General features: G+C 59.5%; 10 protein-coding genes. All 10 read left to right on the forward strand.

The window, feature by feature from the left end; genetic code table 11:
• The first annotated feature begins 67 nt into the window (after positions 1-67).
• The 10 genes from J3P97_RS24765 (at position 68) to J3P97_RS24810 (ending at position 12,866) form a co-directional block, all read left to right on the forward strand.
• Entirely contained in the window at positions 68-2,866 is a 2,799-nt protein-coding gene (locus J3P97_RS24765; protein ID WP_434672952.1) for an LPS-assembly protein LptD, read from the forward strand.
• Complete coding sequence (gene surA, locus J3P97_RS24770; protein WP_434672953.1) at positions 2,847-4,163, forward strand: peptidylprolyl isomerase SurA; 1,317 nt, start codon at positions 2,847-2,849, stop codon at positions 4,161-4,163. The genes J3P97_RS24765 and surA overlap by 20 nt, the downstream gene beginning before the upstream one ends.
• Positions 4,160-5,149 (forward strand): 4-hydroxythreonine-4-phosphate dehydrogenase PdxA, encoded by a 990-nt coding sequence (pdxA, locus tag J3P97_RS24775; protein WP_434571411.1) that lies wholly within the window; start codon positions 4,160-4,162, stop codon positions 5,147-5,149. Before surA ends, pdxA begins: the two co-directional genes overlap by 4 nt.
• Positions 5,146-5,964 carry a 16S rRNA (adenine(1518)-N(6)/adenine(1519)-N(6))-dimethyltransferase RsmA gene (rsmA, locus tag J3P97_RS24780; protein WP_434571410.1) on the forward strand — a complete coding sequence of 273 codons (819 nt, stop codon included), beginning with the start codon at positions 5,146-5,148 and terminating at the stop codon, positions 5,962-5,964. The genes pdxA and rsmA overlap by 4 nt, the downstream gene beginning before the upstream one ends.
• A gap of 109 nt (positions 5,965-6,073) precedes the next feature.
• Positions 6,074-6,454, forward strand: a complete 381-nt coding sequence (apaG, locus tag J3P97_RS24785) for a Co2+/Mg2+ efflux protein ApaG (protein WP_305498400.1) — start codon at positions 6,074-6,076, stop codon at positions 6,452-6,454.
• The gene (locus tag J3P97_RS24790; protein ID WP_434571408.1) at positions 6,454-7,329 is read left to right on the forward strand and encodes a symmetrical bis(5'-nucleosyl)-tetraphosphatase; all 876 of its coding nucleotides are present in this window, start codon (positions 6,454-6,456) and stop codon (positions 7,327-7,329) included. The genes apaG and J3P97_RS24790 overlap by 1 nt, the downstream gene beginning before the upstream one ends.
• A 33-nt stretch (positions 7,330-7,362) precedes the next feature.
• Positions 7,363-7,692 (forward strand): thiosulfate sulfurtransferase GlpE, encoded by a 330-nt coding sequence (gene glpE / locus J3P97_RS24795; RefSeq protein ID WP_434571406.1) that lies wholly within the window; start codon positions 7,363-7,365, stop codon positions 7,690-7,692.
• Between the two features lie 299 nt (positions 7,693-7,991).
• Positions 7,992-9,914, forward strand: a complete 1,923-nt coding sequence (locus J3P97_RS24800; protein WP_305498395.1) for a PrkA family serine protein kinase — start codon at positions 7,992-7,994, stop codon at positions 9,912-9,914.
• Positions 9,915-10,032: 118 nt separating this feature from the next.
• Positions 10,033-11,304, forward strand: coding sequence for a YeaH/YhbH family protein (locus tag J3P97_RS24805; protein WP_305498393.1), 1,272 nt, complete (start codon positions 10,033-10,035; stop codon positions 11,302-11,304).
• Positions 11,301-12,866, forward strand: a complete 1,566-nt coding sequence (locus tag J3P97_RS24810) for a SpoVR family protein (RefSeq protein WP_305498391.1) — start codon at positions 11,301-11,303, stop codon at positions 12,864-12,866. The genes J3P97_RS24805 and J3P97_RS24810 overlap by 4 nt, the downstream gene beginning before the upstream one ends.
• Positions 12,867-12,895: the final 29 nt, after the last annotated feature.

The following is a 12,895-nucleotide window of genomic DNA, read 5'->3' on the forward strand; positions in this document are numbered from 1 at the left end:
CAGACCATCGAGAGGCGTGCGGCCCACACCGCGGGCAGATGGCACGCAGGAAGCCCGGACTAATAAGATGGCATTGAAATCCCCCGCGTTTCGTAAAAAATTTCCGTTGCTGGTCACCGGCAGTCTGCTGGCTCTGCAACCCCTGGCCTCTTCATTCGTCGTCGCGGCGCAGCAGTATGACTGTTCCGTCTCCGCTTCGGGTGCCTGGGACTGTTCACCCAAAGCGCCGGCCGCTGCATTGCCGCCGCGCCCGGTGCATGAAGGCAGTGCGATTGCCGACAGCGGCAGCGCTCCGGCCGACAGCGATTCGGGCGAGGTAGCCGGCGATAAGCCGATGCTCGTTACCGAATCCAAGGGCCGCGGCTTGAAGTCGCGCAGTGCAGACTACAGTCACCTGGACTGGGTTCCGCGCGAGAACCTCACGCCCGCGCAACTGGCTGAAACCGGCCCGTACTGCGCGGGCGCGTACATCGAGCCGTCTCGCCCAGGCATGAACGACAAGACCGCCAAGAGTGACGCTCCGACGTTCCTCGGCGCCAAGGCTTCACGCTACGAGCAGGAACAGCAAGTGGCGACCCTGGCCGGTGACGTGGTCATGCGTCAGGGCAGCATGCAGGTCGAGGCCGACGAGGCCAGCCTGTACCAGGCCGAGAACCGCGGCGAGCTGAGCGGCAACGTGCGAGTCCGCGACAACGGTGCGCTGATTGTCGGCGACCACGCCGATGTGCAGCTGGACACCGGTGAAGCCAAGGTCGACAACGCCGAATACGTGATGCACAAATCGCGCATCCGCGGTAACGCGCTGTACGCCAAGCGCGCCGAGAACGCGATCATCCGCCTCAAGGACGGTACGTACACCACGTGCGAGCCGGGCAGCAACGCCTGGACGCTCAAGGGCAACAACATCACCCTGAACCCGGCCACCGGCTTCGGCACCGCTACCAACGTGACGCTGCGGGTCAAGGACTTCCCGGTCCTGTATACGCCGTACATCTACTTCCCGATCGACGACCGTCGCCAGTCCGGCTTCCTGCCGCCAACCATCGGCAGCGGCAGCGACACCGGCTTCCTGCTGGTCACCCCGTACTACTTCAACCTGGCGCCGAACTACGACGCCACGTTGTACCCACGCTACATGAGCAAGCGCGGCCTGTTGATGGAAGGCGAATTCCGCTACCTGACCAAGTCCAGCGAAGGCCAGTTCGGCGCGGCGTACCTCAACGACGAAGAAGACGAGCGCGCCAAGCAGACCGACTACAGCAAGACCCGCTACATGTACAACTGGCAGCACAAGGGCGGGTTGGATTCGCGTGTGCTGACGGAAGTCGACTACACCAAGATCAGCGATCCGTATTACTTCCAGGATCTGCAGACCGATCAGATTGGTGTTGAGTCCAAGGATTTCGTGAACCAGCAAGGTGCGGTCAGCTATCGCGGTGATACCTATACCGCACGGCTGAATGCACAAGCCTTCCAGATGGCCACTATCTCGAATATCACGCCTTATGACCGTCTACCGCAAATTACCTTCAACGGTTTTCTGCCACAGCATCCGTATGGTCTTGATTTCGCCTATAACACTGAGTTCGTGCGGTTTGACAGGGACTTGAGGAACGGCAACTACACGGATGAAAACGGTAATACCGAGCTGTTTCTGGATGAGAACGTCCGGGGCCTGGCCCGCGCGACCGGCGACCGGATAAATCTGGCCCCGGTTGTCAGCCTGCCAATGAACGCAAGCTATGGCTTCATCAAACCCTCGCTCAAGTACCAATACACTCAATACGATCTTGACCTGGATAGCCAGGGCAAACAGGACATCGCCGCCCAGACCGCTGAAGGTGATCGCCTGAACGGTACCTACAGTGGCAGCCAGAACCGCGGCGTGCCAATTGCCAGCATCGACAGCGGCCTGTACTTCGACCGTGATACCCAGTGGTTCGGCAAGAATTATCGCCAGACACTGGAGCCGCGCCTGTTCTATCTCTACGTGCCGGAGAAAGATCAGAGTGACATTCCAGTCTTCGACACCAGCGAAAGCACCTTCAACTACGCCTCGCTGTTCCGGGACAATCGCTTCACCGGTTCCGACCGCGTCGGCGACGAGAACAAGCTGTCCCTGGGTGTGACCAACCGCTGGATCCAGGAAGACGGCTTCGAACGCCAACGCATCAGCGTCGGCCAGGCCTTCTATTTCAAGGACCGCGAAGTTCAACTGCCAGGTATCGACGCCAGGACTCGTGAAGACGCGCACTCGAGCGTTTCGCCGTACGCCCTGGAATATGAATACCGCTGGAACCGCGACTGGCGCACCACGGCCGACTACAACTGGGACCCGGACACTCATAGCCCGCGCTCGGGTAGTGCCATGTTCCACTACCAGCCGGAGGACAACCCGAACAAGGTTATCAACGCCGGTTATCGTTATCGCAACGACCTCGTGCGCTATGACCAGACTACCGGTCAATGGCAAGTGGGCGGCGGCGACTACGGCACCCCGGGCCAACCTGGCTACGTGAAGGACTACTACAAGATCAAACAGCACGACTTCTCGGTCATCTGGCCGATCGTGCCGCAGTGGAACGCAATCAGCCGCTGGCAGTATGACTACAACCGCAACCGTACCCTGGAAGCCTTCGGTGGTTTCGAATACGACAACTGCTGCTGGAAACTGCGCCTGATCAACCGTTACTGGGTCGACTATGAAGAATTCAGTCAAGCCGCCCCGGAAAACGAAAAAGGCGACCACGGCGTCTTCCTCCAAATTGTTCTGAAGGGACTCGGCGGCCTCACCGGCGCCAAGGTAGAGAGCTTCCTCGACAAAGGCATTCAAGGTTATCGTGAACGTGAAGACCAAGCTTTCTGATTGTCTGCGCCCGCTGATGCTGGGCGCGCTGTTCCTGGGTACCGCGGCGAACGCCGCGGTACAGCCCATCGACAAGGTCGTGGCCATCGTCGACAACGACGTAGTCATGCAGAGCCAGCTGGACCAGCGGGTCCATGAAGTTCAGCAAACCATCGCCAAGCGTGGCGGTGGCTTGCCACCACCGGGTGTGCTGGACCAACAGGTGCTCGAGCGCCTGATCGTCGAAAACCTGCAGTTGCAGATTGGCGAGCGTTCCGGCATCCGCATCACCGATGAAGAACTGAACCAGGCCGTCGGCACCATTGCCCAGCGCAATAACATGACTGTCGACCAGTTTCGCGCTGCCCTGGCGCGCGATGGCCTGTCGTTTGACGACGCCCGCGACCAGATCCGTCGCGAGATGGTCATCAGCCGTGTGCGTCAGCGCCGCGTCGCCGAACGCATCCAGGTTTCCGAGCAGGAAGTGAAGAACTTCCTCGCCTCCGACTTGGGCAAGATGCAGCTTTCGGAAGAACTGCACCTTGCAAACATCCTGATTCCTACGCCGGAAAGCGCCAATTCGGAAGCGATCCAGAGCGCTTATCGCCAGGCAATGGACATTTACCAGCAGCTCAAGCAAGGCGCTGACTTCAGCCAGATGGCGGTAGCCCGTTCGGCCAGTGAAAACGCTCTGGAAGGCGGCGACATGGGCTGGCGCAAGGCCGCCCAGCTGCCGCCTCCGTTCGATCGCGAGCTGAGCACCATGGCCGTGGGCGACATCACCCAGCCAGCCCGCACGCCTGGCGGCTTCATTATCCTGAAGCTGCTGGAAAAACGCGGTGGCGGTACCCAGGTGCGTGACGAAGTACATGTTCGTCATATCCTGATCAAGCCAAGCGAGATCCGCAGCGAAGCCGAGACCAAGCGTCTGGCCGAGAAACTATACGAACGCATCACCTCCGGCGAAGACTTCGCCGAGCTGGCGAAGAGCTTCTCGGAAGACCCGGGCTCGGCCCTGAACGGCGGCGACTTGAACTGGGTCGACCCGAACGCGCTGGTTCCCGAGTTCCGCCAGGTCATGGCCGAAACACCGCAAGGCCAACTGTCCAAGCCGTTCAAGAGCCCTTATGGCTGGCATGTCCTGGAAGTCCTTGGCCGTCGCGCCACCGACAGCACCACCCAGGCGCGCGAACAACAGGCGTTGACGGTATTGCGTAACCGCAAGTACGACGAAGAGCTGCAAACCTGGCTGCGCCAGATTCGCGACGAAGCCTACGTCGAGATCAAACTCCCTGGTGCAGACCAGGCAGCGCAGTGAAACCCAAGCGTTTCGCGCTGACTCCCGGCGAGCCTGCCGGCATCGGTCCCGACCTGTGCCTGCTGCTCGCCTCGCAAGTCCAACCACACCCCCTGATTGCCATCACCAGCCGCGACCTGCTCCTTGAGCGGGCCGCGCAGTTGGGGGTGGCCGTCGACCTGTTGCCGGTAACGCCGGACGCTTGGCCGGATGCCCCCGCTCCCGCCGGTAGCCTGTATGTATGGGATACACCACTGGGCGCACCTGTCACCGCAGGCCAGTTGGACAAGGCCAACGCAGCATTCGTGCTGCAGACCCTGACCCGCGCCGGCCAAGGCTGCCTGGATGGGGCTTTCGCCGGCATGATCACGGCGCCGGTACACAAGGGTGTGATCAATGAATCCGGCATTCATTTTTCCGGACACACCGAATTCCTGGCCGACCTGACCCATACCCCGCAAGTGGTGATGATGCTCGCCACCCGTGGCCTTCGCGTGGCTCTGGTCACCACTCACCTGCCCCTGCGAGACATCGCGGATGCCATTACCCCGGAACGCCTCGAACGCGTTACGCGGATATTGCACGCCGACCTCCAGGAAAAATTCGGCATCGCCCGGCCCCGCATCCTGGTGTGCGGGCTGAATCCGCATGCCGGCGAAGGCGGGCATCTGGGCCATGAAGAAATCGACATCATCGAACCCACACTGGAGCGCTTGCGCAGCGAGGGCATGGACCTGCGTGGCCCGCTGCCTGCCGACACTCTGTTTACCCCCAAATATCTGGAGCACTGCGACGCGGTGCTGGCGATGTACCACGACCAGGGCCTGCCCGTGCTGAAATACAAAGGTTTCGGTGCGGCGGTCAACGTGACCCTGGGCCTGCCGATCATCCGCACATCCGTGGATCACGGCACCGCCCTGGATTTGGCCGGCAGCGGCAGGATCGACACCGGGAGCCTGCAAGTCGCGCTGGAAACCGCCTACCAGATGGCCGAGACCCATTTATGACCGAGCAATACCAACACCGCGCGCGCAAGCGCTTCGGCCAGAACTTCCTGCATGACGCCGGCGTTATCGACCGTATCCTGCGCTCCATCAATGCCAAGCCTGATGACCGTATGCTCGAGATCGGGCCGGGCCAGGGCGCACTGACCGAAGGGTTGCTTGGCAGCGGCGCGCAACTGGACGTGGTGGAGCTGGACAAGGACCTGGTACCGATTCTTAACCAGCAGTTCGCCGGCAAGAGCAATTTCAACCTGCATCAGGGCGATGCGCTGAAATTCGACTTCAACAGCCTGAATGCCGCACCGGGCAGCCTTCGAGTCGTGGGCAACCTGCCGTACAACATCTCGACGCCGCTGATTTTTCACCTGCTGAACAATGCCGGCCTGATCCGCGACATGCACTTCATGCTGCAGAAAGAAGTGGTCGAGCGTCTTGCCGCCGGGCCTGGTGGAGGTGACTGGGGTCGTTTGTCGATCATGGTCCAATATCATTGCCGGGTTGATCACCTGTTCAACGTAGGCCCCGGTGCGTTCAACCCGCCGCCGAAAGTCGACTCCGCCATCGTCCGGCTTGTGCCCCATGCGGTCCTGCCGCATCCCGCCAAGGACCATCGCCTGCTGGAGCGTCTGGTACGCGAAGCGTTCAACCAGCGCCGTAAAACCCTGCGCAATACGCTGAAACTGTTGCTCAGCAGCGCCGAAATCGAAGCCGCCGGCGTCGATGGCAGCCTGCGTCCGGAGCAACTGGACCTCGCAGCCTTCGTCCGCCTGGCCGACAAGCTCAGCGAACAGGTCGCGCCAAATACCGACGCCATCTGACGTTCAATGGTCGCTATCGGGCAGTACGCCAGTCTGGTCTACTACCCGATACTTGGCCTAGACTGATTCCCTCAGTTACGCCCGCGTCCCGCTTCCAAGGCCCTTTTGCATGTCCGATCCCCGTTACCAGGTCGACGTCAGCGTCGCCACCCGCTTTCTCGCTGAACAGTCGCAACCCGAGCACAACCGCTTCGCCTTTGCCTACACCATCACTGTGCGCAACAACGGCTCGTTGCCAGCCCGACTGCTGTCACGGCACTGGATCATCACCGACGGCGACGGGCACGTCGAAGAAGTCCGTGGCGAGGGTGTGGTCGGTCAGCAACCGTTGATCGACGCAGGCCAAAGCCACAGCTACAGCAGCGGCACCGTGATGACGACCAAGGTCGGCACCATGCAGGGCACCTACCAGATGCTGGCCGAGGACGGCAAACGCTTCGACGCGGTCATCAAGCCCTTTCGCCTGGCGGTGCCAGGAGCGTTGCACTGATGGCCACGTACGCGGTCGGCGACCTGCAAGGCTGCCTCGACCCGCTCAAGTGCCTGCTGGAGCGGGTCGCCTTTGACCCACGCGAAGACACCCTGTGGCTCGTGGGCGACCTGGTCAACCGGGGGCCGCAATCGCTTGAAACCTTGCGCTTCCTCTACGGCATCCGCGATTCGCTGGTTTGCGTGCTGGGTAACCATGACCTGCACCTGCTGGCGGCCTGGCAGAACATCGAGCGCTTGAAGAAGTCCGATACCCTGAAGGAAATTCTAGACGCGCCTGATTGCGTCGAGCTGCTCGAATGGCTGCGCCAGCAGAAGCTCATGCACTACGACGAGGCGCGCAATCTGGCGCTGGTCCATGCCGGCATTCCGCCCCAATGGTCCTTGCGCAAGGCGCTCAAGTGCGCAGGCGAAGTGGAGCAGGCGTTGCGCGATGACAACCTGTTCGGCCCCTACCTGGATGGCATGTACGGCAACGAACCGGTGAAGTGGGACAACGACCTCACCGGCGCCGCCCGACTCAGGGTCATTACCAATTATTTCACCCGGATGCGCTTCTGCACCCGTGATGGCAAGCTTGATCTCAAGGGCAAGGAAGGCATCGAAACCGCTCCGCCCGGCTATGCGCCCTGGTTCAAGCACAAGGAGCGCAAGACCCGCAATCTGAAGATCATCTTCGGCCATTGGGCCGCGCTTGAAGGCCAAAGCGACGAGCCAGGGGTCTTTGCCCTCGATACCGGCTGTGTCTGGGGCAGCGCGCTGACACTGATGAACGTCGACAGCGGCGAGTTGCTGCGCTGCGATTGCGACGAGAAGGGGCATGCCAAACCCCATCAACCGACCACCGCATCATTGCCGGCCGGCACTGCCATTTGATCGGCTTTGCACTCAAGGCCACAGGAGTCCCGTATGACCGAATTCAAACGCATCTCTCCCGAACAAGCCCAGGCCCTGCGTGAACAGGGTGCCGTCGTCGTCGATGTGCGCGACCCAGCCACCTTTGCAGCTTTGCATATCAGCGGCTCCAAGCATCTGGACAACCATTCGCTGGCCGACTTCATCCGTGCCGCCGACCTCGATGCCCCTACCGTTGTGGTCTGCTACCACGGCAACTCCAGCCAGAGCGCAGCGGGTTACCTGGTCAGCCAGGGCTTCAGCAATGTCTACAGCCTGGACGGCGGCTTTGAGCTGTGGCGCACGACTTATCCTGACGAAACAGCGCAAAGCACTCACGAATAATTTTTTATGACAGCCAAGCCCACGAGAACCGCGGGCTTGGGCGATGGCAGACGAACGGTCTGCCATAACTAATTACGTATTCCACCTTTACCTCTCGGATTCCGAACTATCCTTAGCCTCAGGCCATCCAAAACAGGGGAGAGCCGGTACACCGGCGCGCGGGTCATCGGGAGTCAGCTTTCAGGAGCCAGTGTTCTTGAGAGCATTCTGGGGGGTAAACGGCAACTGGGTTCCCAGCGGCTGTCCAGCATCGACTGATTGATCCGACACCGGCTCCACGTATCGAGCGAGGTGACGTCATGAGTATTTTTAGCCACTTCCAGCAACGTTTCGAGTCCACGCGGCAGGAGGAGTACTCGCTGCAGGAATACCTCGAACTCTGCAAGCAGGACCGCAGTGCCTACGCATCGGCCGCGGAGCGTCTGTTGCTGGCAATCGGAGAACCGGAACTGCTGGATACCTCGACCAACTCGAGGCTCTCGCGGATCTTTTCCAACAAGGTAATTCGCCGCTATCCGGCCTTTGCGGACTTCCACGGGATGGAAGAATGCATCGAACAGATCGTTTCCTATTTCCGCCATGCCGCCCAAGGCCTGGAGGAGAAAAAACAAATCCTCTATCTGCTCGGCCCCGTCGGTGGCGGTAAATCGTCCCTGGCCGAGAAGCTCAAGCAACTGATCGAAAAAGTGCCCTTCTATGCTATCAAGGGTTCGCCGGTGTTCGAGTCCCCACTGGGGCTGTTCAACGCTACCGAAGACGGCGCGATTCTCGAGGAAGACTTTGGTATTCCCCGGCGCTATCTCAATACCATCATGTCGCCATGGGCTACCAAGCGCCTGGCCGAGTTCGGCGGCGACATCAGCCAGTTCCGGGTGGTCAAGCTCTACCCCTCGATACTTAACCAGATCGCCGTGGCCAAGACCGAGCCCGGGGATGAGAACAACCAGGATATCTCTGCCCTGGTGGGTAAGGTCGATATTCGCAAACTGGAGGAATTCCCTCAGAACGACGCCGACGCCTACAGCTATTCGGGCGCGCTGTGCCGGGCCAACCAGGGCCTGATGGAATTCGTCGAGATGTTCAAGGCGCCCATCAAGGTGCTGCACCCACTCCTGACTGCCACCCAGGAAGGCAACTACAACAGTACCGAAGGGCTGGGGGCGATTCCGTTCAGCGGCATCCTGCTGGCCCACTCCAACGAGTCGGAATGGCATACCTTCCGCAACAACAAGAACAACGAAGCCTTCATCGACCGGATCTACATCGTCAAGGTGCCGTACTGCCTGCGGGTGACCGATGAGATCAAAATCTACGACAAGCTGTTGTTCAACAGTTCGCTGTCCAAGGCCCATTGCGCCCCCGATACGCTGAAGATGCTGGCCCAGTTCACCGTGCTGTCGCGTCTCAAGGAGCCGGAAAACTCCAACATCTATTCGAAAATGCGCGTCTACGACGGTGAAAACCTCAAGGACACCGATCCGAAGGCCAAGTCGATCCAGGAATACCGCGACAATGCGGGCGTGGACGAAGGCATGAATGGTCTTTCCACGCGGTTCGCATTCAAGATCCTGTCCAAGGTCTTCAACTTCGACCCTCACGAAATTGCCGCCAACCCGGTCCATCTGCTTTATGTACTTGAACAGCAGATCGAGCAGGAACAGTTCCAGGCTGAAACCCGTGAGCGGTACCTGCGCTTCCTCAAGGAATACCTGGCTCCACGTTATATCGAGTTCATCGGCAAGGAGATCCAGACGGCCTACCTGGAGTCCTACAGCGAGTACGGTCAGAACATCTTCGATCGTTATGTGCTGTATGCGGATTTCTGGATCCAGGACCAGGAATACCGCGACCCGGAAACCGGCGAAATCCTCAATCGCGTGGCACTGAACGAGGAACTGGAAAAAATCGAAAAACCGGCGGGCATCAGCAATCCGAAGGATTTCCGCAACGAAATCGTCAACTTCGTGCTGCGCGCCCGGGCCAACAACAACGGCAAGAACCCGACCTGGCTCAGCTACGAGAAGCTGCGGGTGGTTATCGAGAAAAAAATGTTCTCCAACACCGAAGACCTGCTGCCAGTCATCAGCTTCAATGCCAAGGCCAGCAAGGAGGACCAGCAAAAACACAACGACTTCGTTACACGCATGGTCGAACGTGGCTACACCGACAAACAGGTACGCCTGCTTTCCGAGTGGTACCTGCGGGTCCGTAAATCACAGTAGCGCAGCTACAAGCCGCAAGCGACGAGCTGCAAGACAGAATCGCCTGAACTCCGGTTCCGGGCGACCGCTTCTACTTGCAGCTCGTAGCTCACCCTTGAAGCTGCCCAGAGGGTCACCTATGAGCTATGTGATCGACCGACGCCTGAATGGCAAGAACAAGAGCACGGTGAACCGCCAGCGTTTCTTGCGGCGGTACCGTGACCACATCAAGAAAGCCGTCGAAGAGGCGGTCAGCCGTCGTTCCATTACGGACATGGAGCATGGCGAGCAGATCAGCATCCCTGGCCGCGACATCGACGAGCCGGTGCTTCACCACGGCCGTGGTGGCAAGCAGACCGTCGTGCACCCGGGGAACAAGGAATTCACCACTGGCGAGCACATCCCGCGTCCGCAGGGGGGAGGCGGCGGCAAGGGGCCCGGCAAGGCCGGCAATTCCGGCGAAGGCATGGACGAGTTCGTATTCCAGATCACCCAGGAGGAATTCCTCGAATTCATGTTCGAGGACCTGGAACTGCCGAACCTGGTCAAGCGCAACCTGACCGGTACCGACACCTTCAAGACCGTGCGCGCCGGCATCAGCAACGAGGGTAATCCGTCACGCATCAATATTATTCGCACCCTGCGTTCGGCCCATGCCCGACGCATTGCGCTATCAGGCAGCAGCCGGGCAAAACTTCGCGAAGCCAAGGAAGAACTGGCTCGCCTGAAACGTGAAGAGCCCGACAATTTTGGTGATATCCAGGACCTGGAAGCGGAAATCGAGAAACTCAGCGCGCGTATCCATCGTGTGCCGTTTCTCGACACGTTCGACCTAAAATACAACCTCCTGGTGAAACAACCGAATCCCAGTTCGAAGGCCGTGATGTTCTGCCTGATGGACGTTTCCGGCTCCATGACCCAAGCCACCAAGGACATCGCCAAGCGTTTCTTTATCCTGCTGTACCTGTTCCTGAAGAGGAACTACGACAAGATCGATGTGGTGTTCATCCGTCACCACACCAGCGCCAGGGAAGTCGACGAGGAAGAGTTTTTCTATTCCAGGGAAACTGGCGGCACGATCGTGTCCAGCGCGCTGAAACTGATGCAGGAAATCATGGCCGAACGTTACCCCGCCAATGAATGGAACATCTATGCGGCCCAGGCGTCCGACGGCGATAACTGGAACGACGACTCGCCAATCTGTCGTGACATCCTGATCAACCAGATCATGCCGTTCGTCCAGTACTACACCTACGTGGAAATTACTCCACGCGAACACCAGGCCCTGTGGTACGAATACGAACGCATCGCCGAAGCCTTCTCCGACACATTTGCCCAACAGCAACTGGTCTCGGCCGGGGATATCTACCCGGTCTTCCGTGAACTCTTCCAGCGCAGGTTAGTGACATGACCGCCAAAAAAGAGCAGAAGCGCCAGCCCATTTCCACCGGTTCCGAATGGACATTCGAGCTGATCCAGGCCTATGACCGCGAAATCAGCCGTATCGCGGACCGTTACGCCCTGGACACGTACCCCAACCAGATCGAAGTGATCACCGCCGAGCAAATGATGGACGCCTATGCATCCGTAGGGATGCCACTGGGCTACCACCATTGGTCCTACGGCAAGCATTTCCTCAGTACGGAGAAATCCTACAGCCGCGGCCAGATGGGGCTGGCCTATGAGATCGTGATCAACTCCGATCCCTGCATCGCCTACCTGATGGAAGAAAACACCATCTGCATGCAGGCGCTGGTGGTGGCGCATGCCTGCTATGGCCACAACAGCTTCTTCAAGGGCAACTATCTGTTCCGCACCTGGACCGACGCCAGCTCGATCATCGATTACCTGGTGTTCGCCAAGCAGTACATCATGCAGTGCGAGGAACGCCACGGCATTGATGCGGTGGAGGACCTGCTGGATTCCTGCCACGCCCTGATGAACTATGGTGTGGACCGCTACAAGCGGCCGTATCCGATTTCCGCGGAGGAAGAGCGCCGGCGCCAGAAGGACCGTGAAGAACACCTGCAAAAGCAGATCAACGATCTTTGGCGGACCATTCCCAAAGGCGCGGACAAGTACAGCGAGAAAGACAACGCGCGGTTCCCTGCCGAGCCCCAGGAGAACATCCTTTATTTCATCGAGAAACACGCGCCGCTGCTGGAACCCTGGCAGCGTGAAATCGTACGCATCGTGCGCAAGATCGCCCAGTATTTCTACCCTCAGCGCCAGACCCAGGTGATGAACGAGGGCTGGGCAACATTCTGGCACTACACGTTGATGAACGACCTGTACGACGAGGGCCTGGTCACCGATGGCTTCATGATGGAGTTCCTGACCTCCCATACCAGCGTGGTATTCCAGCCAGGGTTCGATAGTCCCTACTACAGCGGTATCAACCCATATGCCCTGGGCTTTGCCATGTACCGCGACATTCGCCGCATGTGTGAAGACCCTACCGAAGAGGATCGCCGCTGGTTTCCGGAAATCGCCGGCTCGGACTGGCTTTCCACGATCAAATTCGCCATGAGCAGCTTCAAGGACGAAAGTTTCATCCTGCAGTACCTTTCGCCCAAGGTGATCCGCGACCTCAAGCTGTTCAGCATCATGGACGATGATCAGAAGGATGACCTGCTGGTGCCCGCCATCCACGACGAGAGCGGTTACCGGGTCATCCGGGAAACCCTGGCAGCGCAATACAATCTCGGTAATCGCGAGCCCAACGTGCAGATCTACAGCATCGACCGTCGGGGTGATCGTTCCCTGACCCTGCGGCACCAGCAGCACAACCGCAAACCGCTGGGCGATTCCACCGACGAGGTCCTCAAGCACCTGCATCGGCTTTGGGGGTTCGACATCCACCTGGAAACCCTGCAGGGCGACCAGGTGATGAAAACCCACCATGTGCCGCCGCGCGGCGAACAAGGCGAAGGCGATTACGGGCGCCTGGACCTGGCCGTCATTCATCTTTGATACGTTTTCGCCTCCGAAGGGCCGGCTTA

This window comes from Pseudomonas sp. R1-15, assembly GCF_051132085.1.
In the GTDB taxonomy this organism is placed as follows: Bacteria; Pseudomonadota; Gammaproteobacteria; order Pseudomonadales; family Pseudomonadaceae; genus Aquipseudomonas.